General features: G+C 53.8%; 27 protein-coding genes. 15 read left to right on the top strand and 12 right to left on the bottom strand.

Translation table 11 applies throughout. The features are described from left to right. Positions 1-588: 588 nt before the first annotated feature. Together dtpA and gstA are read left to right on the top strand one after the other, a co-directional pair. The gene (gene dtpA / locus VF709_RS06260) at positions 589-2,097 is read left to right on the top strand and encodes a dipeptide/tripeptide permease DtpA (RefSeq protein ID WP_013096905.1); all 1,509 of its coding nucleotides are present in this window, start codon (positions 589-591) and stop codon (positions 2,095-2,097) included. Positions 2,098-2,195: 98 nt separating this feature from the next. After that, positions 2,196-2,801, top strand: coding sequence for a glutathione transferase GstA (gene gstA / locus VF709_RS06265; protein ID WP_440231098.1), 606 nt, complete (start codon positions 2,196-2,198; stop codon positions 2,799-2,801). An 86-nt stretch (positions 2,802-2,887) separates the two neighbouring features. Here gstA and pdxY read toward each other — a convergent pair whose 3' ends face one another. From pdxY to anmK, 5 genes are all read right to left on the bottom strand, one after another. Beyond that, complete coding sequence (pdxY, locus tag VF709_RS06270; protein WP_013096907.1) at positions 2,888-3,748, bottom strand: pyridoxal kinase PdxY; 861 nt, start codon at positions 3,746-3,748, stop codon at positions 2,888-2,890. Between the two features lie 66 nt (positions 3,749-3,814). Next, positions 3,815-5,089, bottom strand: a complete 1,275-nt coding sequence (gene tyrS / locus VF709_RS06275; RefSeq protein ID WP_014831636.1) for a tyrosine--tRNA ligase — start codon at positions 5,087-5,089, stop codon at positions 3,815-3,817. A 125-nt stretch (positions 5,090-5,214) separates the two neighbouring features. Continuing rightward, the gene (pdxH, locus tag VF709_RS06280; RefSeq protein ID WP_013096909.1) at positions 5,215-5,871 is read right to left on the bottom strand and encodes a pyridoxamine 5'-phosphate oxidase; all 657 of its coding nucleotides are present in this window, start codon (positions 5,869-5,871) and stop codon (positions 5,215-5,217) included. 57 nt (positions 5,872-5,928) lie between these two features. Continuing rightward, on the bottom strand, positions 5,929-6,252 hold the full coding sequence (gene mliC / locus VF709_RS06285; protein ID WP_013096910.1) for a C-type lysozyme inhibitor: 324 nt from the start codon (positions 6,250-6,252) through the stop codon (positions 5,929-5,931). Between the two features lie 93 nt (positions 6,253-6,345). Beyond that, entirely contained in the window at positions 6,346-7,470 is a 1,125-nt protein-coding gene (gene anmK, locus VF709_RS06290) for an anhydro-N-acetylmuramic acid kinase (RefSeq protein ID WP_045902891.1), read from the bottom strand. A 254-nt stretch (positions 7,471-7,724) separates the two neighbouring features. On the opposite strand from anmK, the gene slyB reads away from it, so the two are divergent. Both slyB and VF709_RS06300 read left to right on the top strand, forming a co-directional pair. Then, the gene (gene slyB / locus VF709_RS06295; protein ID WP_013096912.1) at positions 7,725-8,192 is read left to right on the top strand and encodes an outer membrane lipoprotein SlyB; all 468 of its coding nucleotides are present in this window, start codon (positions 7,725-7,727) and stop codon (positions 8,190-8,192) included. Positions 8,193-8,389: 197 nt separating this feature from the next. Further along, on the top strand, positions 8,390-9,751 hold the full coding sequence (locus VF709_RS06300) for a sensor domain-containing diguanylate cyclase (protein ID WP_095907737.1): 1,362 nt from the start codon (positions 8,390-8,392) through the stop codon (positions 9,749-9,751). A gap of 33 nt (positions 9,752-9,784) precedes the next feature. On the opposite strand, the gene slyA is transcribed toward VF709_RS06300, so the two are convergent. Continuing rightward, positions 9,785-10,228 (bottom strand): transcriptional regulator SlyA, encoded by a 444-nt coding sequence (slyA, locus tag VF709_RS06305; protein ID WP_020688303.1) that lies wholly within the window; start codon positions 10,226-10,228, stop codon positions 9,785-9,787. Between the two features lie 186 nt (positions 10,229-10,414). Here slyA and VF709_RS06310 point away from each other — a divergent pair, with 186 nt between their 5' ends. Genes VF709_RS06310 through VF709_RS06320 form a run of 3 tightly spaced genes read left to right on the top strand, consistent with a single transcriptional unit; the run spans position 10,415 to position 13,541 of the window. Beyond that, positions 10,415-10,651: a DUF1656 domain-containing protein gene (locus VF709_RS06310; RefSeq protein ID WP_013096914.1), complete on the top strand. Its 237-nt coding sequence runs from the start codon at positions 10,415-10,417 to the stop codon at positions 10,649-10,651. A 2-nt stretch (positions 10,652-10,653) separates the two neighbouring features. Further along, complete coding sequence (locus tag VF709_RS06315; protein ID WP_013096915.1) at positions 10,654-11,514, top strand: efflux RND transporter periplasmic adaptor subunit; 861 nt, start codon at positions 10,654-10,656, stop codon at positions 11,512-11,514. Beyond that, positions 11,514-13,541: an FUSC family protein gene (locus VF709_RS06320; protein ID WP_094084180.1), complete on the top strand. Its 2,028-nt coding sequence runs from the start codon at positions 11,514-11,516 to the stop codon at positions 13,539-13,541. The genes VF709_RS06315 and VF709_RS06320 overlap by 1 nt, the downstream gene beginning before the upstream one ends. On the opposite strand, the gene sodC is transcribed toward VF709_RS06320, so the two are convergent. The 3 genes from sodC to VF709_RS06335 all read right to left on the bottom strand — a co-directional run bounded on the left by sodC (position 13,520) and on the right by VF709_RS06335 (position 15,304). Beyond that, on the bottom strand, positions 13,520-14,038 hold the full coding sequence (gene sodC, locus VF709_RS06325; RefSeq protein ID WP_013096917.1) for a superoxide dismutase [Cu-Zn] SodC: 519 nt from the start codon (positions 14,036-14,038) through the stop codon (positions 13,520-13,522). The two genes, VF709_RS06320 and sodC, sit on opposite strands and share 22 nt — an antisense overlap. 81 nt (positions 14,039-14,119) lie before the next feature. Beyond that, positions 14,120-15,016: an aldo/keto reductase gene (locus tag VF709_RS06330; protein WP_020688306.1), complete on the bottom strand. Its 897-nt coding sequence runs from the start codon at positions 15,014-15,016 to the stop codon at positions 14,120-14,122. Positions 15,017-15,064: 48 nt separating this feature from the next. Continuing rightward, complete coding sequence (locus VF709_RS06335) at positions 15,065-15,304, bottom strand: DUF1289 domain-containing protein (RefSeq protein WP_013096919.1); 240 nt, start codon at positions 15,302-15,304, stop codon at positions 15,065-15,067. A 148-nt stretch (positions 15,305-15,452) separates the two neighbouring features. On the opposite strand from VF709_RS06335, the gene eptA reads away from it, so the two are divergent. The 5 genes from eptA to rnt all read left to right on the top strand — a co-directional run bounded on the left by eptA (position 15,453) and on the right by rnt (position 20,125). After that, positions 15,453-17,078 (top strand): phosphoethanolamine transferase EptA, encoded by a 1,626-nt coding sequence (gene eptA, locus VF709_RS06340; RefSeq protein ID WP_130626027.1) that lies wholly within the window; start codon positions 15,453-15,455, stop codon positions 17,076-17,078. Positions 17,079-17,119: 41 nt separating this feature from the next. After that, the gene (locus tag VF709_RS06345) at positions 17,120-17,719 is read left to right on the top strand and encodes a TetR/AcrR family transcriptional regulator (protein ID WP_028028082.1); all 600 of its coding nucleotides are present in this window, start codon (positions 17,120-17,122) and stop codon (positions 17,717-17,719) included. 53 nt (positions 17,720-17,772) lie between these two features. Next, positions 17,773-18,870, top strand: coding sequence for an alkene reductase (locus tag VF709_RS06350; RefSeq protein ID WP_440231105.1), 1,098 nt, complete (start codon positions 17,773-17,775; stop codon positions 18,868-18,870). Positions 18,871-18,970: 100 nt separating this feature from the next. Further along, positions 18,971-19,378 (top strand): lactoylglutathione lyase, encoded by a 408-nt coding sequence (gloA, locus tag VF709_RS06355; protein WP_013096923.1) that lies wholly within the window; start codon positions 18,971-18,973, stop codon positions 19,376-19,378. Positions 19,379-19,474: 96 nt separating this feature from the next. Next, positions 19,475-20,125: a ribonuclease T gene (gene rnt / locus VF709_RS06360; protein ID WP_013096924.1), complete on the top strand. Its 651-nt coding sequence runs from the start codon at positions 19,475-19,477 to the stop codon at positions 20,123-20,125. Positions 20,126-20,169: 44 nt separating this feature from the next. Here the strand turns inward: rnt and grxD are convergent, their stop codons facing one another. Continuing rightward, positions 20,170-20,517: a monothiol glutaredoxin 4 gene (grxD, locus tag VF709_RS06365; protein WP_003832760.1), complete on the bottom strand. Its 348-nt coding sequence runs from the start codon at positions 20,515-20,517 to the stop codon at positions 20,170-20,172. A 338-nt stretch (positions 20,518-20,855) separates the two neighbouring features. On the opposite strand from grxD, the gene VF709_RS06370 reads away from it, so the two are divergent. Together VF709_RS06370 and sodB are read left to right on the top strand one after the other, a co-directional pair. Next, entirely contained in the window at positions 20,856-21,629 is a 774-nt protein-coding gene (locus VF709_RS06370; RefSeq protein WP_187170937.1) for a C40 family peptidase, read from the top strand. A gap of 122 nt (positions 21,630-21,751) precedes the next feature. Beyond that, positions 21,752-22,333 (top strand): superoxide dismutase [Fe], encoded by a 582-nt coding sequence (gene sodB, locus VF709_RS06375; protein WP_013096926.1) that lies wholly within the window; start codon positions 21,752-21,754, stop codon positions 22,331-22,333. Positions 22,334-22,368: 35 nt separating this feature from the next. Here the strand turns inward: sodB and VF709_RS06380 are convergent, their stop codons facing one another. Both VF709_RS06380 and cydH read right to left on the bottom strand, forming a co-directional pair. Then, positions 22,369-23,535: an MFS transporter gene (locus VF709_RS06380; RefSeq protein WP_038419208.1), complete on the bottom strand. Its 1,167-nt coding sequence runs from the start codon at positions 23,533-23,535 to the stop codon at positions 22,369-22,371. A 163-nt stretch (positions 23,536-23,698) separates the two neighbouring features. Next, entirely contained in the window at positions 23,699-23,788 is a 90-nt protein-coding gene (gene cydH / locus VF709_RS06385) for a cytochrome bd-I oxidase subunit CydH (protein ID WP_020688313.1), read from the bottom strand. 297 nt (positions 23,789-24,085) lie between these two features. Here cydH and purR point away from each other — a divergent pair, with 297 nt between their 5' ends. After that, on the top strand, positions 24,086-25,111 hold the full coding sequence (gene purR / locus VF709_RS06390; RefSeq protein WP_013096929.1) for an HTH-type transcriptional repressor PurR: 1,026 nt from the start codon (positions 24,086-24,088) through the stop codon (positions 25,109-25,111). The last annotated feature ends 14 nt before the right edge of the window (positions 25,112-25,125 follow it).

The raw sequence follows: 25,125 nt of genomic DNA on the forward strand, positions 1-25,125 counted from the left end.
ATCAAGACCTTACTAAAGGAAGGCTTAACTAAAAACCTTCCTTTAGGCCGCAAGTTGTCCGCTTATGTTCTCTTACGCCCTGTCAATTGTTCGGTCATTTAACGCTCAAACAGGTTAATAGTTTTTTCACTACCGAAAATTTCTATACATTTGTGATCGAGATCACTCTGATAACTTCATGTTGATTTTTTGTTGTCAGACCCCACCTAAACCCTTTGCCAGACAAGATGTAATCCTTCAATGGCCGCAGATAAGACCACTCATTTTTCAGAATATGGGCTATATGACTGCATTTAACGGTAAATAGCAGAACATATCGCCACACAACCCTCTCCGCCGGTTTTTCGCAGTCAAAAAAACCAACAAAACCCATTGTGTGAAATTTAACGCTGAATAACATTTGCAGAAACCGAGGATTATAGCGGCTCAGTTATATGTAACAGATTATTACAAACGTATTGCCAGACGGGTCAGGATAGTGAACATTACCCGCCGTTTCTCCTCCCAATATAACTATAAAGCGGATGGACTCCGACCATCACGCTATGAACACCCCCGTTAATATGGGATGTAAAAAAAGAGGTATATGTGTCAACTGCAAACAATAAACCAACAGATGAAAGCGTGAGTTTGAACGCTTTTAAACAGCCAAAAGCGTTCTATCTCATCTTCTCTATCGAGTTATGGGAGCGTTTTGGTTATTACGGCTTGCAAGGGATCATGGCGGTTTACCTGGTAAAACAGCTGGGTATGTCCGAAGCCGATTCCATCACGCTGTTCTCTTCATTCAGTGCCCTCGTTTACGGTCTGGTCGCGATTGGCGGCTGGCTTGGTGATAAAGTTCTGGGTACGAAGCGTGTCATTATGCTGGGCGCCATTGTTCTGGCAATCGGCTATGGTCTGGTTGCCTGGTCTGGTCATGACGCAGCCGTAGTCTATATGGGTATGGCAACCATCGCCGTTGGTAACGGATTGTTCAAAGCGAACCCGTCATCCCTGCTCTCTACCTGCTACAGCAAAGATGACCCACGTCTGGACGGTGCATTCACCATGTACTACATGTCCATCAACATTGGTTCATTCTTCTCCATGCTGGCAACCCCATGGCTCGCCGCAAAATTCGGCTGGAGCGTGGCGTTTGCGCTGAGCTTTGTCGGTATGCTGATTACCGTTGTGAACTTCCTGTTCTGCCGTAGCTGGGTTAAGGACTACGGTTCAAAACCTGATTTCGAACCGGTGCACATGGGCAAACTGCTGGCCACCATCGTGGGCGTTGTTATCCTCGCGGCCATCGCCACCTGGTTGCTGCATAACCAGGGTGTTGCACGTGCCGTTCTGGGCGTGGTGGCACTGGGTATCGTCATCATCTTCGCGAAAGAAGCCTTCGCGATGCAGGGTGCGGCCCGTCGCAAGATGATTGTGGCTTTCATTCTGATGCTGGAAGCGATTATCTTCTTCGTGCTCTACAGCCAGATGCCAACCTCGCTGAACTTCTTCGCTATTCGCAACGTTGAGCACTCCATCCTGGGTATCGCGTTCGAGCCGGAGCAGTATCAGGCGCTGAACCCGTTCTGGATCATGATTGGTAGCCCAATTCTGGCGGCTATCTATAACAAGATGGGTGACCGTCTGCCCATGCCGCACAAGTTCGCCATCGGTATGGTGCTGTGCTCTGGTGCGTTCCTGGTGCTGCCACTGGGTACCAAATTTGCGACTGACGCCGGTATCGTCTCCGTTAACTGGCTGATCCTGAGCTATGCCCTGCAGTCTATCGGTGAACTGATGATCTCCGGTCTGGGTCTGGCGATGGTTGCACAGCTGGTGCCACAGCGTCTGATGGGCTTCATCATGGGTAGCTGGTTCCTGACCACTGCCGGTGCAGCCATCATCGCAGGTAAAATCGCAAACCTGATGGCGGTGCCTGAGAACGTGACTGACCCGCTGGTTTCACTGAATGTGTACGGCACCGTCTTCCTGCAGATTGGTATCGCAACGGCGGTTATCGCGGCTCTGATGCTGCTGACGGCACCGAAGCTGAACCGTATGACTCAGGACGACGACAAAGCGACGAAAGCGACCGAAACCGCTACCGCGTAACGTTATTGAGAAACGATGAGCCGCTAATTTATTAGCGGCTTTTTTTTTGTTTGCTTGCGCACTAACATAGCTGAAACCTCAGCAAAAAGGAGTTACCGATGAAACTGTTCTACAAACCGGGCGCGTGCTCTCTTGCTTCCCATATTACCCTGCGCGAGAGCGGCAAAGATTTCACGCTGGACGGCGTTGACCTGATGAAAAAGCGTCTGGAAAACGGCGACGATTTTTTTGCGATTAACCCGAAGGGACAAGTTCCGACCCTGCTTCTGGATGACGGTACCCTGCTGACAGAAGGCGTCGCCATTATGCAGTACCTGGCAGACAGCGTGCCCGATCGCCAGCTGCTGGCTCCGGTAAGTACGGTTTCACGTTATAAAACGCTCGAGTGGCTGAACTACATTGCAACCGAACTGCATAAAGGATTTACGCCACTGTTCCGCCCGGACACGCCGGAAGAGTACAAACCGACCGTTCGCGCCCTGCTGGAGAAAAAGCTGCAGTACGTCAATGAGTCATTGAAGGACGATCAGTACATCTGCGGGGCACGCTTCACCATTGCCGATGCGTATCTCTTTACCGTGCTGCGCTGGGCGCGTGCGGTTAAGCTGAATCTGGACGGGTTAGACCATATCGCAGCATATATGACGCGTATGGCGGAGCGCCCTGCGGTGGCCGCGGCGCTGAAAGCGGAAGGATTGAATTAACCGGGTCGTTATTGCCCGGCGGCGCTTCGCTTGCACGGGCCTACGGGATTTGTAGGCCGGGTAAGCGCAGCGCCACCCGGCATAGTTTAGAGCTGTGTTGCGCTGAAATAGTGCTCCGGCTGCGCAATACGATCCTGTGCCGCGACCACCTGCAGTTCATATTCCTGCATCTCTTTCGTCGCAATCATAATTTCGTACACCGCTGCAGTCACATGCTCAAGCGCTTCGCGCAGCGTCGCACCCTGTAGCAGTTTCACCAGCAACAATCCGCTGGTCACATCTCCCACGCCCACTGGCTGACGCAGGCCAAAATCTACCAGCGGACGGCTGATGTGCCAGGCTTCGTCTTTGGTCACCAGCAGCATCTCAAAGCGGTCTCTGCTCAGCCCTGCACGGGCGAGATGTTTCACCAGCACAATCTCAGGCCCCTGGGCTATCAGTTCACGAGACGCGCTTACCGCCTCTGCGACGCTGTTAACCGGATGCTCGCAAAGGATCTCCAGCTCAATCAGGTTGGGCGCGATGATATCGCTGGCAGGTAACGCATGGCGAACATGGAATTCAGCCACGCCAGGCGCCACAATGCAGCCTTTTTCCGGATGACCCATCACCGGATCGCAGAAGTATTTTGCTGCGGGATTGGCTGCTTTCACCTGGCGAACGATGCCGAGGATATGCTCCCCCTGCTCTGCGGAGCCCAGGTAACCACTCAGAACCGCGTCACAGCGTTTGAGCTGGTCGATATCGGCAATGCCCTGCACGATCTCCGTGAGATGCGAAGGCGGCATCACGCAGCCGGTCCATTTGCCGTATTGTGTATGGTTTGAGAACTGTACGGTATTGAGGGGCCAGACGTTAGCCCCGAGGCGGCGCATCGGGAATTCCGCCGCGCTATTGCCAGCATGTCCAAAAACAACGTGGGACTGAATGGCGAGGATGTTCTTCATTTTATGCTTACCAAACCCTGAAAAAACAAAAAGGGCGTGGTTTCCCACGCCCCTGGAGACTTTTATTTATTTCCAGCAGACCAGACAGTAATTTTTCTTGCCGCGACGCAGCAGCGTGTAGCGGCCATACAGGCGATCGCTATCGGCGAAGGTGTATTCCGGGTCAGCCTGTTTTTCACCGTTGATGGTGATGGCGTTAGACGCAATGGTTTTACGCGCCTGCCCGCGAGACGGCTGCAGCTCTGAGTCCACCAGCGCCTGCATCAGGTCAGCCCCTTTCTCCATCTCAACCATCGGTACGCCATCCTGCGCCAGCTGCTCGAAGTCAGCTTCGCTCAAATCGCTCAGCGTACCGTTGAACAGGCTTGCGGTAATGCGTTTCGCCGCAGCCAGACCTTCTTCACCGTGAACCAGTTTGGTCACTTCATCCGCCAGCACATACTGCGCGCGTGGTGCTTTACCGCTGTTTTTATCTTCTTCTTCCAGGGCGTTGATGGTTTCAATGTCCATGAAGGTGAAGAACTTCAGGAAGCGGTAAACATCGGCATCCGCGGTGTTGATCCAGAATTGATAGAATTTGTACGGGCTGGTTTTCTTCGGATCGAGCCATACCGCACCGCCTTCGGTTTTACCGAATTTAGTCCCGTCGGCTTTGGTGATCAGCGGAACGGTCAGACCAAATACCTGGTTTTGATGCAGGCGACGGGTCAGATCGATACCGGAAGTAATGTTACCCCACTGGTCAGAACCGCCAATCTGCAGGCAGACGCCGTGCAGTTTGTTCAGACAGGCGAAGTCGTAGCCCTGTAGCAGGTTATAAGAGAATTCAGTAAAGGAGATACCCTGATCGTCACGGTTCAGGCGCTGTTTCACCGCTTCTTTGTTAATCATCTGGTTAACAGAGAAGTGCTTGCCGATGTCACGCAGGAAGGTCAGCACGTTCATGCTGCCAAACCAGTCGTAGTTATTGGCGGCAATCGCGGCGTTATCACCACAGTTGAAGTCGAGGAACGGTGCAACCTGTTTGCGGATCTTATCCACCCACTCCTGCACGGTGTCTTCGGTGTTCAGTTTACGCTCAGCAGCTTTAAAGCTTGGGTCGCCGATCAGACCGGTCGCGCCGCCCACCAGGGCCACAGGCTTATGGCCTGCCATCTGGAAGCGTTTCAGGCATAACAATGGAACAAGATGCCCCAAATGCAAGCTGTCAGCGGTGGGATCAAAGCCGCAATAGAGCGCGATCGGGCCTTGCGCCAGTCGCTCTGCTAACGCTTCCTCGTCCGTCACCTGGGCCACAAGGCCCCGCTCTTGCAATTGTTTAATCAAGTTACTGCTTGCCATCAAATTCTCCATGTATAAACGACTGCACCTTTGCCGGTACACGACTTTTCGCCTGATGCGAAAGGACCATAGAATAAAGCGCAAGCGCGGCGTGCGCTAGCGCTTAAATCAACAAATTTCGGGGATTACGGTGCCAGCCTGTCGATTTTCCAGCCGCCGTTGTCGCGCTGGTATAAAAAGCGGTCGTGCAGGCGATGTTCGCCCCCCTGCCAGAACTCAATCTGCTCGATCGGGATGCGGAAACCGCCCCAGAAGCTGGGCAGTGGAATTTCGCCCTGCTGGAATTTCTGCTTGAGTTCAAGGAATTTGCTTTCCAGCACGCCGCGGGCAGAAATTCGGCTGGACTGTTTTGAGACCCAGGCGCCAATCTGGCTGTCACGCGGGCGGCTGTGGAAGTACTTCACCACTTCCAGTGTGGAAAGGCGCTCCGCTTTGCCTGTGACCATGACCTGGCGTTCCAGCATATGCCAGGGGAACAGGAGACTGATTCGGGGATTGTTCTCTAAATGGTGTGCTTTGCGGCTGCCCAGGTTGGTGTAAAACACCAGCCCTTTCTCGTCATAATGCTTAAGCAGCACGATACGTTGATACGGTTGACCATTTTCGTCCACCGTGGCAACCACCATGGCCGTTGGGTCGGCCAGTTTTGCTTCACAGGCCTGTTTCAGCCAGCGTTCAAAAAGCACCAGAGGTTCAGCGGGAAGATCCTGGCGACGCAGGCCGCCTTTGGTGTATTCACGGCGCAGATGCGCTATTTGCTGCAGTTCGTCGTTATCAGACATGGCATTAGGTGACGTTGAGATTGGGTGGCGCTATTGTGCGCCGCCCCTGTGAAAATCTCAACGCTTCGGATTTTCGAGCTGGCAATTGTTCAGCACGATGCGGTCTCGTTTGTAGACGGTGGCGCTGTCACCTTTCGACCAGAAGACGTAAATACCGTCGCTGTAGCGCGCGCCGGAGGCGGAGATCCCCTGCTTGAGCGTCAGCAATTTATTGTCATAGACAAAGCTGGCTTCCTGGCGTGGGTTATTAAGCTTGACGGTCAGCGGCTTTTCATCACAGCGATATTCCAGCGTGTCGGTCTGCATGCGCTCAACGAGCTGGTTATAGACGCTGCAGCCTGACAGCAAGACAGGTACAGCAATAAGAAGAAGTTTTTTCATGAGCGTATTCCGAAGACTATCCTGGTCCTGGAGGGCTAACGGGCCCTCCTGTTCCCTTTTATTTTACCGGCGACGCGCTGCGCTGAATTTCAGTTAACTCTGATTATGGCGGGGATTGGCCGGGAAAATGGCACCGAGAACGCTGGCTTCGCGTGCGCCGGTGACTGAGGGCAAATTCCCCGGTAGCCCGGCAACGGTACGCCAGGCAAGCCAGGCGAAGGCCAGCGCTTCCATGTCGTCTCCGCTGATGCCTGCTTCATCGGTGGTTGTCACTTCGGTGCCCGGCAACAACCCGGCAAGGCGCGCCATCACCAGCGGGTTGCGGCTTCCGCCCCCGCAGACCAGCAGACGTTCGCAGCCACCGCTCAAAAGTACCTGTTCTGATATGGAGACCGCCGTGAGCTCGGCCAGCGTCGCCTGAACATCCTGCGGTGCCAGCGCCGGGAACTGAGCCAGCTGACGTTCAAGCCAGCCATAGTTAAAGTACTCGCGCCCCGTGCTTTTTGGTGCCGGCAGGGCAAACCAGGGATCGCTAAGCATGGACTGCAGCAGCGGGATAATGACTTTGCCTTCGCTCGCCCACTCCGCGTCTTTATCATACGGTTTACCGCACTGACGCCAGATCCAGGCATCCATCAGCATGTTACCCGGGCCAGTATCATATCCCCGTACCGGCTGGCCCGGGATCAGCATCGACAGGTTGGCAATACCGCCAATGTTAAGCACCATACGGCGCTCTGACGGGTGCCCCAGCAACGCCTGGTGGAAGGCCGGCACCAGCGGCGCACCCTGCCCGCCCAGCGCGATGTCGCGACGCCGGAAATCACCCACGACCGTGACGCCCGTTTTTGCCACAATCTGATTATTATCGCCAATTTGCATGGTATGCGGCGCATCGCCAGTGGGTTCGTGCCAGACGGTCTGCCCGTGACAGCCAATCGCGACCACATCCTGCGGCCGGAGATTCTCTTTATGCATCAGCGCCAGCACCGCATCGGCAAACAGCGCCCCCAGCCTGACATCAAGCTGTCCAAGCTGCGAAAGCGTCAGCTGTTGCCCCTGGCAGATGCTCAGGATCTCCTCTTTCAGCGAAACAGGGATAGGCCAGGTCAGACTTGCCTGTTGTGCCACCATGTTTTCGTCTATGGCGGCCAGAACGACATCTACCCCATCCAGACTGGTGCCAGACATCACACCAATATAGCGACCCGATTTCATGCGCTTTCCTTACGTTGCGTGGGCTAAGGATAACCACTCAACCATAAACAGCCCCGCTTTGCCATCAGGCGATAATATTTTTTAACACTCTCAGTGAGGTAACGCGTCGAAATTTTGTTTATCTCTCGTTAAGTCAAATTCAAGTACAATTTTCCGATTGTTAGTGCAAAGATATGAACGATGGCCCTTTATGCCATATAATTTAGCCATAACGGATGCCCGGATTGGGCGTTTTTGGTGAACAGGAGATTCAAATGATTTTACGTGTACTGGGCGTTTCGCTGATTGGTTTAACTCTGGCTGGCTGTGTGAATGACAGTTCACTTTCTGGCGACGTTTATAGCGCTTCTGAAGCGAAACAGGTTCAGAACGTGACTTACGGTACGATTGTTAACGCACGTCCTGTTCAAATTCAGGGTGGTGACGAGAACAACGTCATGGGTGCCATCGGCGGTGCGGTTCTGGGTGGCTTCCTGGGTAACACCGTAGGCGGTGGTACAGGCCGTTCTCTGGCGACTGCGGCAGGTGCCGTTGCGGGTGGCGTAGCAGGCCAGGGCGTTCAGGGTGCGATGAATAAAACCCAGGGCGTAGAGCTGGAAATCCGTAAAGACGACGGCAGCACCATTATGGTTGTGCAGAAACAGGGCAGCACCCGCTTCTCTGCCGGTCAGCGCGTCGTGCTGGCAAGCAACGGTAGCCAGGTTACCGTTTCTCCGCGTTAATTCATAAAAAGGATGTGGCTGCCAGGCCGCATCCTTTTACAAATAGCATCATTATAATAAATAGTTTTACAAAATTTATTCAGGCAATGAATAATTAACCACGCCGTATCTTGTTCCTGCGCAAAGTATTCTCCTCTCTTTTGCATTACGCTAATCTCAATTAACTTTTTATTTATTATTTTCGTTGAAACATACTTATGCTTGCGATCTCCCGGTACGTGAAAAAACCCTATATTCCATTCTGTTTAGGGTGCATTGTCGTCATTGGAATATTACAAATTTTATTTTTAAAACTGGTCGAATGGGTTCCCTCTTTCTCACCGCTTTTATTCCCTACACTCACCATTTTTTTACTGGTATTCCATCTGTTTATTGCCTGCTTTATGGCCATGAAATACTGGTGTGACAGAAGACGGTTGTACCTGATTGCTATCGCTTTTGCCTTTGCCGGTTCGGCCATACTGATGGTGGGTACGCTTACCAGTTTCCCGGCCTGGCTTGATCTCTACCAGCTCAACGTCGTGGACTATAACGATACGATGATCTTCTTTATGTACCGCCATCTGTTAATGGCGGTGCTGATGATTGCGTCGGCCCTGCTGTATATCGTCAGGGATAATCCGCTTTCACGTGCGGCGCATATCGCCATTGTTGCCGGTACATTTCTGTTTATGGTGGGCATGGTGCTGTTGGCCTGGCTTAGCTCCAGCCACTCATCATTAATGTCGTTAGACCTGGTGGATAATGAAACCCATCAATTTATGGTTCTCTGGAGCCATGCAATAAATATCGTCTTGATTATTCTTTGGGTGGTGACATTAGCAACGCTAATGGTTATTACCCGCGTACGCAATATTTTTTGGGTGGGCGGTAATTTTTTATGTGTCTGTTATATCGTGACGCTCGCGATGCTATTAGCAGGCGGACACGCGGAGGATATTTCCTGGTATCGAGCGCGCTTATTTGAAACTGTTGCGACGTTATTGATTATTTTTGTTCTGCTTTATGATGTCTTTAGACTCTATCGCGACTCGCATTTGAAATATCAACAGTCGTATCAAAACTCGATTCGCGATCCTCTGACCCGCCTCTACAATCGCAGCTATTTTTACGACTCGCTAAACCAGGCACTCGGTGCATGTAAAGCCAGCCGTCCGGTTTCGGTTATTGTCAGCGATCTCGACCGCTTCAAGCGCATCAACGACTGCTACGGCCATCTGCAGGGCGACAAAGTGTTGCAGTTTGTGGCGCATCTGCTGATGGATTCCGTACGGCCTCAGGATATTGCCGCACGTATTGGCGGTGAGGAATTTGTGTTGATGTTAACCAACACCCCTTCAGCAGCCGCGTACCAGGTGGCGGAACGCATCCGCCTGAAGCTGAGCAGCTTTGATAAGACCAGCAGCGGGGGACAGCTTCCGGAGCCCATTACCATCAGCATGGGCGTCTTTACGGCAACGTCCGTGGAGACGACGGCTGAAGAGTGTGTGGAAAAGGCTGATAAAGCGATGTATGAGGCGAAAGAGACGGGTCGCAACCGGGTGATCGTCTCCAGATGATAAAAGGCCTTGCGAATGCAAGGCCTGATAAGGTCAGGCGTCGCGTGCCTGCAGGTCGTGAATGTTCTGCTCAAGGCGTCCAATCAGACTGATGAGCATTTCAAGCTCCGCAGGGGAAACCCCGGACAGGATCTCACCGCGCGTTTTGGTAATCACTGCTTCCATTTCAGTGATAATGGGAGCCGCTTTCTCAGTGAGTTTAATTCGCTTGGCGCGACGGTCGCTGGCACAGGTTTGTCGGGAGATCAGCCCCTTCTCTTCCAGTTGGTCAAGCGTACGCACCAGCGACGGCTGCTCAATACCAATCGCCTTTGCCAGTTGAATTTGTGACTGGTCGGGCGGCAGCTGATGAATGTTGTGCAGCGTGACCCAATGCGTCTGTGTCAATTCCAGAGGTTTCAGGCGATGGTCAATCAGAGCACGCCAGACGCGTACCAACCTTGCCAGATCAGAACCTAATGGCGATTCCAATTTCATCTCCTTATAATTAGCTTGCTAAGTTATTATACTGATTTTAGAATAGTGTGCAGCATTTGTATTGCCAAAACAAATGCATTACGACATTCATCAAATTTAAAAGTATGACTTACACTGAAAAGTGATGTTCCATCTCATTAAGACAAGCCATCCCGGCATTCTGTTCACTGCAAAGGATCTCTGCTCGTGACGTTTTTTCATCGCTCAGAGGGGCTGCCCCTTCAGGACCTGATCTTCGGTGCATCAGTCTACTTTCCTCCCCTGTTTAAAGCCGTTCTGGTGGGCTTTGTGATCTGGCTTGTCGCACATCGTCTGCTCCGCGACTGGATGTATTCTGGCGAGATCTGGCACCCCATGCTGATGGATCTCTCCCTGTTCGCCCTCTCCGTGTCTCTTGGCCTTGCTGTGCTGATTGTGTGGTGATTATGCCCCTGAAAACGCTGAAGTACTTTTCCACCCTCTTTGTCCTGGCTCTGGCCCTGGTTGCCGGCTGGTGGCTGTGGAATTTTTATATGCAGTCACCCTGGACACGCGACGGTAAAATTCGCGCTGAACAGGTGAGTATCACCCCGCAGGTATCTGGCAGTATCACGGCGCTTCTGGTTAAGGATAACCAGTTTGTTAAAAAGGGAGATGTTTTATTCCGCATTGACGACACCCCTTACCATATCGCGATCCTAAACGCCCAGGCGCAGCTGGCTAAGGCCCAGACTGAACTGGCGAAAGCGAACAACGAAGCCACGCGTCGTCGGCATTTATCACAAAACTATATCTCTGCCGAAGACCTGGATACCGCCAACATCAACGTCAAGGCGATGCAGGCCAACGTCAATGTGGCAGAGGCAACGCTCAAACAGGCGCAATGGGAACTGACACAAACCGTGGTACAGGCCCCTGTCGATGGCTGGGTGACGAACCTCTCTGCCCGCGTGGGTAATTATGCCACCACCGGCCAACCGATTTTCGCGCTGGTCGACAGCCACTCGTTTTACGTCGTGGGCTATTTTGAAGAGACCAAACTTCGCCACATTCGGGAAGGTGCCCCTGCCACGATAACGCTTTATAGCGGCTCGCAAAGGTTACAGGGTCACGTTTCCAGCATTGGCCGTGCCATTTACGATCAGAGCGTTGAAACCGATTCTGGCCTGGTTCCCGACATCAAACCTAATGTCCCCTGGGTGCGCCTGGCCCAGCGCGTGCCGGTTCGGGTTGAATTTGACCGCTTACCGCAGGGGTTAACGCTGGTCTCCGGCACAACCTGTACTGTCTCGATCGGAACACCCTGATGAATGCCTTATCCTGGCGAAATCTGCCGTGGATGAAAGCAACGCGCCCTCAGTGGCGCTACGCCCTGCGCAATGGCATTGCCATGTGCCTTGCGCTGACCGTCGCCTACTATCTGAACCTTGACGAGCCTTACTGGGCCATGACCTCCGCGGCGGTCGTGAGCTTCCCGACCGTTGGCGGAGTGATCAGTAAAAGCCTTGGGCGCATCGCGGGCAGCCTGCTCGGTGCCACTGCGGCGCTGATCATTGCAGGCCATACCCTGAACGATCCGTGGCTTTTTTTACTGAGCATGGCGGCATGGCTCGGATGCTGCACCTGGGCCTGCGCCCACTTTACCAACAACGTCGCCTACGCCTTCCAGCTGGCGGGCTACACCGCGGCAATTATTGCCTTTCCGGTAGTTAACGTTCTCGATACCACCGAGTTATGGGATATCGCCCAGGCGCGCGTCTGTGAAGTTATTGTCGGTATTCTGAGCGGCGGGTTTATGATGATGATCATGCCCAGCACCTCCGACGGCACCGCGCTTATCACGGCGCTGAAGACCATGCATACCCGCTTGCTGGAACATGCGAGCCTGCTCTGGCAGCCGGATACAAACGATGAGATTCGCCTGGCGCATGAAAAGGTGATTGGTCAGATCCTGACCATGAATCTGTTACGCATTCAGGCCTTCTGGAGCCACTATCGTTTTCGCCGCCAGAATACCCTGCTGAACTACCTGCTTCACCAGCAGCTACGGATGACCAGTGCGATCTCCAGCCTGCGCCGGATGTTACTCAACTGGTCAACGCCACCGGAAAACACCCGCGCCATCATTGAAACGTTGCTCGCAGCCCTTGCCCGCCCGGATGCCGACATCTACACGGTGGCCCGCATTATCGCCCCGCTTGCACCGAAAGATGAGTACGATTATCGCCACCGCGCCTTCTGGCAGCGTCTGAACTACTTTTGCCGCCTGTATCTGCGCAGCAGTCGCTGGATCAAGGCCGTTGAAAATGCCACGCCGATAACGGAATTCGCCGTTCCCAGTAGCCCGGCGCTGGCGCGACACACTGACTATCTGGAAGCGCTGTGGAGCGGTTTTCGAACCTTTTGCGCCCTGACGCTGGTGGGGGCATGGAGTATCACCACGCAGTGGGAATCTGGCTCCGCCGCGCTCACGCTGGCCGCCATCAGTTGCGTGCTCTACTCCGTCGCCGCCTCGCCGTTCAACTCGCTTACGCTGCTGCTGCGCACGCTGGTGTTGTTATCGCTGTTCAGCTTTGTGGTCAAGTTCGGCCTGATGGTGCAGATAAGCGACCTGTGGCAGTTCCTGCTGTTTCTGTTTCCGCTATTAACCACGATGCAGCTTCTGAAGCTGCAAATGCCCAAACTGGCGGGGCTCTGGGGTCAGTTGATTGTCTTTATGGGCTCGTTTATCTCAGTCACAAACCCGCCGGTTTATGATTACGCCGATTTTCTCAATGATAATCTGGCAAAAATCCTGGGCGTGGGTCTGGCGTGGCTGGCTTTTGCCGTATTACGCCCCGGCTCAGACGCGCGTAAAAGCCGACGCCATATCCGCGAGCTTCGTCGGGGGTTTGTCGATCAGCTCAGCCGTAAACCGCATCTGCGTGAAAGTGAGTATGAATCGCTGGTGTACCACCATGTCAGCCAGCTCAATAATAGCCAGGACTCGCTTTCCCGCCGCTGGCTGCTGCGCTGGGGAGTGGTCCTGCTGAACTGTTCCCACGTGGTCTGGCAACTTCGCGCATGGGAGACACGCTCCGATCCGCTGTCGCAGGTGCGCGACGTGTGCATCTCTCTGCTACGCGATGTGATGAGTGAACGCGGCGTTCAGCAACGCCCGCTGGAAGCGACGCTGACTGAACTGCAGCGGATCTGCGACAGTCTTGCTCACCACCATCAGCCCGCCGCGCGTGATTTAGCGTCGATAATCTGGCGGCTGCACTGTTCCCTCTCGCAGCTGGAACAAGCGCCACCGCCGGGGACGATTGGGGATCAGATCACCCCGCAGGCATAGCGTGCCCCGCCACCGCCAAGCGGTTTCGGCTGATCGGACATATTGTCGCCGCCGACGTGGATCATTAGCGCCTTGCCTTTCACCTCATCCAGCTTTTTGAGGCGTGGCGCAACAACCGGATCCGTGGCTTTGCCGTCATTATTTACCACCAGCACGGGCAGATCGCCCAGATGGCCCATTCCGTTCGGGCCCTCATGCTTACCGGAATGTTGTGGGTCAAGGTGGCCGCCTGCCGCCTCTGCTGCCGAGGGTTTACCCTCTTTTAACGCGGGCTGACAACTCCCCTTAGCATGAACATGAAAACCATGTTCGCCGGGAGGCAGGGCCTTGAGATCGGGCGCAAATTCCAGTCCTTTGTCGGTTTCAGTGATTTTCACTGTGCCGATGGACTGACCTACGCCCTGCGAGGTGACGAGATTCATTTCTACTTCATCGCTGGCTGCCTGCGCCCCTGCGCAAACAACCAGCGTGACCAGTGCCAGAGCAAAACGCTTCATATGACCTCCGCTGGTTATTTTTTGCCTCTTAAGTGTATACCAGAGGCAAAGATTTCACCGGAAAGTCACATTTTTACCGGTTTACGGTACGTCGTAACCGAGCGCAGCTTTGCGGATGCGGAACCACTGCTGACGGCTCATCTGCAGCTCTTCAGCCGCCAGGGCAGAACGCACGCGTTCAATTTTACCGGAACCAATAATCGGTAGCGGTTTCGACGGCAGACGCAGGATCCACGCGTAAACCACCTGTTCGATGTTCTCAGCGTTCAGTTCACGGGCAATGGTTTCCAGCTCATTGCGCAGCGGCTGGAATTCATCGTCATTGAACAGACGACCGCCACCAAGGCAAGACCACGCCATAGGACGGATGCGCAGCTGTTGCAGCTGATCGAGCGTACCATCCAGCAACAATGGCTGATGCACCGGGGAGATTTCCACCTGGTTGGTGGCCAGGGTAAAGGGCAGACGAGACTGCAGCAGCGCAAACTGCGCCGGGGTAAAGTTTGAGACGCCAAAATGACGCACTTTGCCGCTTTGATGCAGCGTCAGGAAGGCTTCAGCGACCTCATCGGCATCCATTAACGGGTCGGGACGGTGGATCAGCAGCAGGTCGATATGATCCGTCGCCAGGTTCACCAGCGACTGCTCGGCGCTTTTGATGATGTGTGCGCTGTCGGTAATGTAATGACCAAGGGTATGTTCAGGTTTTGCCGTCGTGGCAATACCGCATTTGGTGACAATTTCCATCCGCTCACGCAGCGCCGGAACCAGCTTGAGGGCTTCTCCGAACGCCGCTTCACACGCATAGCCGCCATAAATGTCAGCATGATCGACGGTGGTGATCCCTAAATCGAGGTGCTCCTCAATGAAGCTCGCCAGTTGCAGGGGGGACATATTCCAGTCCATCAGGCGCCAGTAACCCATCACAAAGCGGGAGAATTCTGGCCCCTGGGGGGCAAGGGTAATACGCTGAACCATAACATTTTCCTCAAGGAAGTGATGTCATGAGTATACGCAATAAGCGTGTTAAAACAGTGAAGGTTGCTGGGGTTCTTCGGTTTCACCCGGCTTGTTTGCACGTATTTTGCGCAGAAACCGCTGGCGGCAGAGGCGAAGCACCTCCTGCTTTTGCGTGTCGCTGAAATTTTGCCAGTTAAACCGCTCGTCGCGGGTACGCATACACCCACGGCAATAACCGCGTTCATCCACCTGACAAATCCCCCGGCACGGGCTCTGGATGGGGAAAAACTCCAGCTGCTCTGCCACGTTCACCTCCGAATACCGACACTCACCTACAGTGAAGACGTTAAACGCCCCACGTGCAAGGGCTTTACCACAGTTTTGTGGCATTAAGGTTTCACTAATCTTCCCTCTCTATACTCGCCTCATCAATATGATGACAGGTTTCTTTTCGATGTGGTTAACGAAGAAGTTACAGTGTAACGATATAAAATTCACTCTGGGTTGTGCGCTTTTCTTTACGCTGATAAACGCACTGTTTATTCAACGTAGCTGGGCCATTATTGCCCCGGCAAGGCTTCACGATATCCTTTTTGCCGCGTCCGTGCCGCTGGTGCTGTTCTGCGGCTGGGTGATTGTCTTCAGCCTGCTCAATATCCCCTTTATCCGTAAGCCGCTGCTGATCGTCTTAACCGTCGGCTGTGCCGCGGCAACGTACTTTATGTATACCTATGGCGCGGTTATCGATCAGAACATGATTGTTAACGTGTTCGAAACCAACTCCCAGGAAGCCACAGCGCTGGTCACGCCGCAGATGATTCTGTGGATTGTCATAGCAGGACTGGTTCCTTCCGTGGTGTTGGCGATGACGCGTATTCAGACCGGAAAATGGTGGTATGCGCTGCTGATGCGCGTTGCCGCCATGCTTGGCGCCCTGCTGGTGATCATCCTCGTTGCCGCCGTGTTTTATAAAGATTATGCGTCGCTGTTTCGCAACAATAAGAGCATCGTTAAGATGGTCACCCCAGCTAACTACATCAGCGCCATGATGAAATACAGCAAAATGCGCTGGTTCGAAGGTGACCAAACGCTGGTGCGTATAGGTGAAGATGCGCATAAAGGCCCGCTGATTGCAGGACAGAACAAGAAAACAGTTCTGGTGCTGGTTGTCGGTGAGGCCTCACGTGCCGCGAACTACTCGCTGAATGGTTACGGCCGTGAAACGAACCCGGAACTGAAAAAACAGGATGTCATCAACTTCCCGCAGGCCACGTCATGCGGTACCGAAACGGCCGTTTCCGTTCCCTGCATGTTCTCCGGGATGACGCGCAGCAAATACGATGCCGACCTGGCGCATCACCAGGAAGGGTTGCTCGATGTGCTCAAACACGCGGGAATCAACCTGCTGTGGCGCGACAATGACGGCGGCTGTAAAGGTGCCTGCGACCGCGTACCCCATACCGATATGACCCAGTGGAACCTGGATCAGTTCTGCAAAGACAAGTCCTGTATTGATGATGTGAACTTCTACCGTCTCGACAACGTGCTGGACGGCCTGAAACAGGACACCGTACTGGTTATCCACCTGATGGGCAGCCACGGCCCGGCTTACTATCACCGTTACCCGGACAATTTCCGCAAATTCACCCCAACCTGCGACACCAATGAAATTCAGGATTGCGATCACCAGGCGCTGATGAATACCTATGACAACACCATTCTGTATACCGACAGCGTGGTTAGCAAAACTATCGATGCGCTGAAGGCACGTCAGGCGAATATGAACACCGCGCTGATTTACCTTTCCGACCACGGCGAATCGCTGGGCGAAAGCGGAATTTATCTGCACGGCACGCCGTACATGCTGGCGCCAGAGCAACAAACGCACATTCCGTTTATGTTCTGGTTATCACCGGACTACGCGAAAAACTTTGGTATCAACACGCAGTGCCTGCGCGACTATGCAGCAAAAAATGCGGTTTCGCAGGATAATCTGTTCTCTACCGTACTGGGTATGATGGATGTGAAATCAACGGTTTATCAGCAGCAACTGGATATTCTGAACGCATGTCGTCAGTAAACGCCCTTGCAATAGACCGAACGGTCTATTAGAGTTTGGCCATGAGCAGAAATACTGAACACGATACACGCGAACATTTACTGGCGACCGGCGAGCGGCTTTGCATGCATCGCGGGTTTACCGGTATGGGGTTAAGCGAGTTACTTAAAACCGCTGAAGTGCCAAAGGGGTCGTTTTATCACTACTTCCGATCCAAAGAGGCGTTTGGCGTGGCGATGCTGGAGAGGCACTATGCCAGCTACCATCAACGCCTGGCCACCCATTTCGCCAGTGGTGAAGGAAACTATCGGGATCGTGTTCTCAACTACTATCAGGAAACGCTGAACCAGTTCTGTCAGCAGGGCATTATCAGCGGTTGCCTGACGGTAAAACTCTCTGCAGAAGTGTGCGATCTCTCCGAAGATATGCGTGCGGCAATGGATAAAGGTGCCAGCGGCGTGATCGCCCTGCTGGCGCAGGCGCTTGAGAATGGCCGCCGTGAAAAAACGCTGGCCTTCGCCGGTGAGGCGTTAACGCAGGCGCAGGTTTTATATTCCCTCTGGTTAGGGGCGAACCTGCAGGCCAAAATTTCCCGCAGTGCCGTGCCGCTGGAAAGCGCACTGGCACATGTTAATAGCAGCATTACTGCGCCTGGCGTGTAGCAGGCGTTTTTATTTACTTAATTACTAGTCGACTGGTCTACTCAGGAGTCGTTATGTCAGCTGAAAAACTTTTCACCCCACTGAAAGTGGGCGCCGTCACCGCACCAAACCGCGTGTTTATGGCCCCACTCACCCGTCTGCGCAGCATTGAGCCGGGTGATATCCCAACCCCACTGATGGGTGAATACTATCGTCAGCGCGCCAGCTCTGGCCTCATCATCACTGAAGCCACGCAGATTTCCGCACAGGCGAAGGGATATGCCGGCGCACCAGGCCTGCACAGCCCGGAGCAGATTGCCGCCTGGAAGAAAATCACCGCTGGCGTTCACGCCGAAGAGGGTCGCATTGCGGTTCAGCTGTGGCACACCGGTCGTATATCTCACAGCAGCATTCAGCCTGGCGGACAGGCACCGGTTTCCGCGTCGGCCCTGAATGCGAATACCCGCACTTCCCTGCGCGATGAAAACGGTAACGCGATCCGCGTCGATACCTCAACGCCACGCGCCCTTGAGCTGGATGAGATCTCGGGTATCGTGAACGATTTCCGTCAGGCGGTGGCTAACGCCCGCGAAGCCGGTTTTGATCTGGTTGAACTGCACTCCGCGCACGGATACCTCCTGCACCAGTTCCTTTCACCGTCGTCCAACCACCGCACCGACCAGTACGGCGGTAACGTCGAAAACCGCGCCCGTCTGGTGCTGGAAGTGGTTGATGCCGTTTGTCAGGAGTGGAGCCCGGACCGTATTGGTATTCGCGTCTCCCCAATCGGTACGTTCCAGAACGTCGACAACGGTCCGAACGAAGAAGCGGACGCGCTGTATCTGATTGAAGAACTGGCGAAACGCGGTATCGCGTATCTGCACATGTCCGAGCCGGACTGGGCCGGTGGTCAGCCTTACTCTGAGGCTTTCCGCCAGAAAGTGCGCGAGCGTTTCCACGGGGTGATCATCGGTGCGGGGGCCTATACGCCTGAGAAAGCCGAAGATCTGATTAATAAAGGGTTGATCGACGCCGTGGCCTTTGGTCGTGATTACATTGCCAACCCGGACCTGGTTGCCCGTCTGCAGCAGAAAGCAGCGCTGAATCCACAGCGCCCGGAAAGCTTCTACGGCGGCGGCGCGGAAGGCTATACCGACTACCCTACACTGTAATCTCTCCGTTGTGCATTGATAGCGGCGGCCTTTCGCCGCTATACTAAAACATCGTTTCTGTTCAAAAAGATACTCTACTCCATTGGTTAATGAGGAAATTATGCGCCTACTTCACACCATGCTGCGCGTTGGCGATCTGCAACGTTCCATCGATTTCTACACTAACGTACTGGGTATGAAGCTGCTGCGCACCAGCGAAAACCCGGAATACAAATACTCGCTGGCATTCGTGGGTTACGGCCCGGAAACGGATGAAGCGGTTATCGAGCTGACCTATAACTGGGGCGTCGACAGCTATGAGCTGGGCACGGCCTATGGCCACATCGCGCTGGAAGTGGACAACGCGGCAGAAGCCTGTGAACGCATTCGCAGCAACGGTGGCAACGTCACGCGTGAAGCGGGCCCGGTAAAAGGCGGCACCACCGTGATTGCGTTTGTTGAAGATCCAGACGGTTATAAAATCGAGCTGATTGAAGCCAAAGACGCCGGTCGCGGTCTGGGCAACTGATCCCTCAGGGCGCACTATGCGCCCGTTGTTTTACTGCATCCCACGCCAAAATTTGCCATAATGCGCTCTGCTTTTTTCCCCTTGTAAGAGACCCTGATGTCCGATAACGCTCAACTTACCGGTCTGTGCGACCGTTTTCGTGGTTTTTATCCTGTTGTCATTGATGTCGAAACAGCCGGATTTAACGCTAAAACCGATGCGCTGCTTGAAATTGCCGCCATCACGCTGAAGATGGATGAAGAGGGCTGGCTTACACCGGACACCACGCTGCATTTCCACGTTGAGCCCTTTGAAGGCGCAAACCTGCAGCCAGAGGCGCTGGCGTTTAATGGCATCGATCCGCATAACCCGCTGCGCGGCGCGGTGAGCGAATATGACGCGCTGCACGCCATTTTCAAAATGGTGCGTAAAGGCATGAAAGAGAGCAACTGCAGCCGCGCCATTATGGTGGCGCATAACGCCACGTTCGATCACAGCTTTACGATGGCCGCCGCCGAGCGAGCCTCTCTTAAGCGTAACCCCTTCCACCCGTTTGTGACCTTTGACACCGCCGCACTGAGTGGCCTGGCACTGGGACAAACGGTCTTGTCAAAAGCCTGTATTACGGCCGGGATTGAGTTTGACGGCACGCAGGCGCACTCCGCGCTGTATGATACGGAGCGCACCGCAGAGCTGTTCTGTGAAATAGTCAACCGCTGGAAGCGTCTGGGCGGCTGGCCGTTGGCGATGGGCGACAGCGAAGAATAAAAAAAAGCGACCTCTTAAGGTCGCTTTTTTATTTGCGCAGAAAATTACTCTGCGTCCGGCTCTTCGGTTTTGTACTTCGCCGCCGTCTCTTTGATCAGCTGCTGCAGTTCGCCGCGCTGATACATTTCAATCAGGATATCGCAACCGCCAACCAGTTCACCGTCGACCCACAGCTGCGGGAACGTCGGCCAGTTCGCGTATTTTGGCAGCTCAGCGCGGATGTCCGGGTTTTGCAGGATATCAACGTAAGCAAAACGTTCACCACAGGCAGACAGCGCCTGAACCGCTTGCGCGGAGAAGCCACAGCTTGGCAGCTTCGGAGAACCTTTCATATACAGCAGAATTGGGTTTTCAGCGATCTGGCGCTGGATTTTTTCAATAGTGGTGCTCATGTCTTGCTTCCTTTAACTTCTGTTACGGCATTAGTCTGACATTGTAGCGGTTCAGACTGGCATCGGAAAATAACATTTTTGTCACGTATAGCTATTTTATCGCGAGTGGCGAAAAGTTGCATTGTAAATGGTGCTTAACCCTGCGGCAGGCAGGGTTTTGCTTAGGGCGTGAACAATTGTGCGACAAATCGATGAATTTTTTTGCACTTGCTAACGAAACAGGTTTTTAGATTGAAAAATGCTATTAACTTCTCGGGTTTTTATGGATTAGAATCGACGGGCTTTGTAAATCACACGCGGGTATTATTGATGACCTGCATTTATCAGGGGACTGCCCAGTGGCGCGGATAAATAAAATCTCGATCACGCTCTGTGCTTTACTGTTTACATCACTCTCTTTCACGCCAGCGGCAAACGCCTCTCAACAGGCGCGGCACTCTGCTGTGCAAAAAACGCATCTGGCAAAAACCACAGAACGTAAAAAAAAGACTACCAGTAAGAACGAAAAGAAAAAAACAACCGCTCAAACGAAAAAGACCGCCTCCAGCAAATCGAAATCAACATTTTCCCGCACTGCCCTCGCATCGAAACGTAAAGCCTCAAAAACTGCTGCCAACCTCGTAACGGAAAAATGCACCACGCGCAAAGGGCATAAAGCCAAATGCACGAAAGTGACAAAAATTGCCGACGCGCATAAGGTTCGGGTACAGAAAGCGCAAAAAACGGCGATGAATAAGCTGATGGGGCAAATTGGCAAACCGTATCGTTGGGGTGGCACCTCTCCCCGCACCGGTTTTGACTGCAGCGGGCTGGTGTATTACGCCTATAAAGATCTGGTGAAATTCCGCATTCCGCGCACCGCCAATGAAATGTACCACCTGCGCGACGCAGCCCCTGTTAACCGTGGCGAGCTGCAAAATGGCGATCTGGTCTTCTTCCGCACCCAGGGTCGCGGTACGGCTGATCACGTCGGCGTGTATGTGGGTAACGGGAAGTTTATTCAGTCCCCACGAAGCGGTCAGGACATTCAGATCACCTCGCTTAGCGAAGACTACTGGGTGCGTCACTACGTCGGCGCACGCCGCGTCATGACGCCGAAAACCATCCGCTAAACCCTGCCCTGCCGTCACCACGGCAGGGTAAGTTCCTCTTTTGCATACCCTTTCAATTTGCTATCCTGTCCTTGTTGTCTGTGTGGTTATTGGCAACGCAAAATACAATAAGGAGAGAAGCAATGTCGTTCGAATTACCTGCACTACCGTATGCAAAAGACGCCCTGGCACCGCACATTTCTGCGGAAACCCTGGAATATCATTACGGCAAACATCACCAGACCTATGTCACCAACCTGAACAACCTGATCAAGGGCACCGATTTTGAAGGCAAAACGCTGGAAGAGATCGTCCGCAGTTCAGACGGTGGCGTATTCAACAACGCTGCTCAGGTGTGGAACCACACCTTCTACTGGCACTGCCTGGCACCAAATGCTGGCGGCGAGCCGACCGGCGAACTGGCTACTGCGATTAACGCCGCCTTTGGCAGCTTTGCGGAGTTCAAAGCGAAATTTACCGATGCCGCAATCAAAAACTTCGGTTCTGGCTGGACATGGCTGGTAAAAGAGGCCGATGGCAAACTGGCTATCGTCTCCACGTCTAACGCGGGTACACCACTGACCACCAGCGCGACTCCGCTGATGACCGTGGATGTCTGGGAACACGCGTACTACATTGATTACCGTAACGCGCGTCCTAACTACCTGGAGCATTTCTGGGCACTGGTTAACTGGGACTTTGTGGCGAAGAACTTCGCCGCGTAAGAGAGACGCAGAAGGGTTTCCCCTTCTGCGTTTTTTTATTCGGCAGCACAGGCCGCTTCAGGCTGTTTACGACCCGACATCATCACTAACAGCAGGCCAAGCGCGGCAATAATGGCCCCCATCACCGGCACAAAGCTGTATCCCAGACCACCCGAAATCACAGCACCGCCCGCTGCGGCACCGAGCGCATTGCCCAGATTGAACGCGCCAATATTCACCGACGATGAAAGACCCGGCGCCTCATGCGCGACGCGCATTACGCGCATCTGCAGCGGCGGAACCACGGCAAAGGTGGCCGCACCCCAGACGACCATCGCAATGGCCGCGCCATACTCATTACGCGCCAGCCAGGGAATGGCAATCATGATGACAATCAGCAGGGTCAGAAAACCCTTCAGCGTTCCGCTTACGGAGCGGTCAGCAAATTTCCCACCCAGATAGTTACCAATCGAGAAGCCCACGCCAATCAGCACCAGCATCGCGGTGATAAAGATCGGCGTCGCGTGAGTGATGTCATGCAGCACCGGCGAAATATAGGTGTAAAGGGTAAACATCGCCCCGGCACCCAGCACGGTGGTGAGCAGCGCCGAGAGCACCTGCGGGCGCATCAGTACCGACAGCTCTTTACGAACTTCAGGACGCTCACCAGCGCTGCCTTTCGGCAGAGAGAAGAACAACGCCACCATCGCGACAACACCCAGTACGGCGGTTGCGAGGAACGACATACGCCAGCCAATGACCTCACCCAGCCAGGTGGCCGCAGGAACGCCGCCAATGTTGGCGATGGTCAGGCCCATAAACATGGTTGCCACGGCACTCGCCTGCTTGTGTTTGGGCACCACGCTTGCCGCCACCACCGACCCCAACCCAAAGAAAGCGCCGTGGTTAAGGCTTGTCAGGATACGTGACAGCATCAGCGTGGTGTAATCAGGCGAAATGGCGGAGAGCACGTTGCCAAGGGTAAAGATAGCCATCAGGAAAATCAGCGCATTGCGGCGCGCTCGGTGGGAAAGCAACAGCGTCATCAGCGGTGCCCCTACCATCACACCAATGGCATAGGCGCTGATTAACATCCCGGCTGCAGGGATAGAGACGTCCACACCGCGGGCGATAACCGGTAAGAGTCCCATAGGGGAAAATTCAGTGGTGCCAATCCCAAAAGCGCCAATCGCCAGGGCCAGCAGGGGAAAATTGATTTTCATGCGTCAACTCCGGATGCCGTGTCATGTGGTGACACAGAACAAAGAAGCCGAAAGCATGACATCAATCACAAAAAATGAGAAGTTAACAAATTGGCAAAAGATTTTTGCCGGAGATGTAACAATCAGGGCAAGCGGGAGAGAGCGAACGCCCCCTCCGCGTAAATCAGTGCAGTGCAGCCGTCAGACCTGCAGCAACAATCAGCGCCAGCACAATAACGGTGGTGAACAGTGAAAACTTCAGATCGGAACTCATCAATTTTTCTCCTTTTAATCCCCCCACGAAAAGTGAGCTTGCTCATTTTTACACAATTTACGTCAAAAATCTTCCAGGATTTAAACGGATAACCACTTTAGCTCTTCCCCTTTTCATCAAGATAGGACAAAATTCCACGCTAAATTTATTAGCGTACCGGCCATTGACCCCCTCCTGACGTCCCGTGTCGTTTTCCTGGCGTGCCGCAATTCAAGATTGCGTGATAAGGGTGAGAGAAGGCAAACGTTTACCTTCAAGGTTTTCAGGAGTTTAGGATATGGTCTGGAGTGACATTTAATGGCAACAATTAAAGACGTAGCAAAACGCGCAAACGTTTCCACTACAACCGTATCACATGTAATTAACAAAACCCGCTTCGTAGCGGAAGAGACGCGTAACGCCGTCTGGGCGGCAATCAAAGAGCTGCACTACTCGCCGAGTGCCGTTGCGCGTAGCCTTAAAGTTAATCACACCAAATCCATTGGTTTGCTGGCGACCAGCAGTGAAGCGGCCTATTTTGCCGAAATCATCGAAGCGGTTGAGAAAAACTGCTTCCAGAAAGGCTATACCCTTATCCTCGGCAACGCGTGGAACAATATTGAAAAACAGCGCGCCTATCTGTCGATGATGGCGCAAAAACGCGTGGATGGCCTTCTGGTGATGTGTTCCGAATACCCGGAATCTGTCCTTTCCATGCTGGAAGAGTATCGTCATATCCCAATGGTGGTGATGGACTGGGGCGAAGCGCGCGCCGACTTTACCGACTCCGTCATCGATAACGCCTTCGAAGGCGGTTATATGGCGGGCCGCTATCTGATTGAACGCGGTCACCGTGAAATTGGCGTGATCCCGGGGCCGCTCGAGCGCAACACCGGTGCTGGCCGTCTGGCCGGGTTTATGAAGGCGATGGAAGAAGCGCTGATCACCGTGCCGGAAAACTGGATCGTGCAGGGCGACTTTGAGCCGGAGTCTGGCTACCGCGCCATGCAGCAGATCGTTTCTCAGCCGCATCGTCCAACGGCGGTGTTCTGCGGCGGGGACATCATGGCGATGGGGGCTCTGTGTGCAGCCGATGAGCTGGGCCTGCGCGTGCCGCAGGATATTTCCGTGATCGGCTATGACAACGTGCGCAACGCGCGCTTCTTCACGCCTGCGCTGACCACCATCCACCAGCCTAAGGACTCCCTCGGTGAAACGGCCTTCAATATGCTGATGGACAGGATCGTCAACAAACGTGAAGAGTCGCAGTCCATTGAAGTTCACCCGCGCCTTATCGAGCGCCGTTCCGTTGCGGATGGTCCATTCCGCGACTACCGTCGTTAATCTCGTGTGGAGCC

It is taken from the genome of Enterobacter sp. Lyrl_3, from assembly GCF_051948675.1.
GTDB classification, from domain to species: Bacteria; Pseudomonadota; Gammaproteobacteria; order Enterobacterales; family Enterobacteriaceae; genus Enterobacter; species Enterobacter cloacae.

Excerpts from the sequence above, each read along its gene's own strand:
- gstA (WP_440231098.1), top strand. The coding sequence starts at position 2,196 with ATGAAACTGTTCTACAAACCGGGCGCGTGCTCTCTTGCTTCCCATATT.
- pdxY (WP_013096907.1), bottom strand. The coding sequence starts at position 3,748 with ATGAAGAACATCCTCGCCATTCAGTCCCACGTTGTTTTTGGACATGCT.
- tyrS (WP_014831636.1), bottom strand. The coding sequence starts at position 5,089 with ATGGCAAGCAGTAACTTGATTAAACAATTGCAAGAGCGGGGCCTTGTG.
- pdxH (WP_013096909.1), bottom strand. The coding sequence starts at position 5,871 with ATGTCTGATAACGACGAACTGCAGCAAATAGCGCATCTGCGCCGTGAA.
- mliC (WP_013096910.1), bottom strand. The coding sequence starts at position 6,252 with ATGAAAAAACTTCTTCTTATTGCTGTACCTGTCTTGCTGTCAGGCTGC.
- anmK (WP_045902891.1), bottom strand. The coding sequence starts at position 7,470 with ATGAAATCGGGTCGCTATATTGGTGTGATGTCTGGCACCAGTCTGGAT.
- slyB (WP_013096912.1), top strand. The coding sequence starts at position 7,725 with ATGATTTTACGTGTACTGGGCGTTTCGCTGATTGGTTTAACTCTGGCT.
- VF709_RS06300 (WP_095907737.1), top strand. The coding sequence starts at position 8,390 with ATGCTTGCGATCTCCCGGTACGTGAAAAAACCCTATATTCCATTCTGT.
- slyA (WP_020688303.1), bottom strand. The coding sequence starts at position 10,228 with ATGAAATTGGAATCGCCATTAGGTTCTGATCTGGCAAGGTTGGTACGC.
- VF709_RS06315 (WP_013096915.1), top strand. The coding sequence starts at position 10,654 with ATGCCCCTGAAAACGCTGAAGTACTTTTCCACCCTCTTTGTCCTGGCT.
- VF709_RS06320 (WP_094084180.1), top strand. The coding sequence starts at position 11,514 with ATGAATGCCTTATCCTGGCGAAATCTGCCGTGGATGAAAGCAACGCGC.
- sodC (WP_013096917.1), bottom strand. The coding sequence starts at position 14,038 with ATGAAGCGTTTTGCTCTGGCACTGGTCACGCTGGTTGTTTGCGCAGGG.
- VF709_RS06330 (WP_020688306.1), bottom strand. The coding sequence starts at position 15,016 with ATGGTTCAGCGTATTACCCTTGCCCCCCAGGGGCCAGAATTCTCCCGC.
- eptA (WP_130626027.1), top strand. The coding sequence starts at position 15,453 with ATGTGGTTAACGAAGAAGTTACAGTGTAACGATATAAAATTCACTCTG.
- VF709_RS06345 (WP_028028082.1), top strand. The coding sequence starts at position 17,120 with ATGAGCAGAAATACTGAACACGATACACGCGAACATTTACTGGCGACC.
- VF709_RS06350 (WP_440231105.1), top strand. The coding sequence starts at position 17,773 with ATGTCAGCTGAAAAACTTTTCACCCCACTGAAAGTGGGCGCCGTCACC.
- gloA (WP_013096923.1), top strand. The coding sequence starts at position 18,971 with ATGCGCCTACTTCACACCATGCTGCGCGTTGGCGATCTGCAACGTTCC.
- rnt (WP_013096924.1), top strand. The coding sequence starts at position 19,475 with ATGTCCGATAACGCTCAACTTACCGGTCTGTGCGACCGTTTTCGTGGT.
- grxD (WP_003832760.1), bottom strand. The coding sequence starts at position 20,517 with ATGAGCACCACTATTGAAAAAATCCAGCGCCAGATCGCTGAAAACCCA.
- sodB (WP_013096926.1), top strand. The coding sequence starts at position 21,752 with ATGTCGTTCGAATTACCTGCACTACCGTATGCAAAAGACGCCCTGGCA.
- VF709_RS06380 (WP_038419208.1), bottom strand. The coding sequence starts at position 23,535 with ATGAAAATCAATTTTCCCCTGCTGGCCCTGGCGATTGGCGCTTTTGGG.
- cydH (WP_020688313.1), bottom strand. The coding sequence starts at position 23,788 with ATGAGTTCCGATCTGAAGTTTTCACTGTTCACCACCGTTATTGTGCTG.
- purR (WP_013096929.1), top strand. The coding sequence starts at position 24,086 with ATGGCAACAATTAAAGACGTAGCAAAACGCGCAAACGTTTCCACTACA.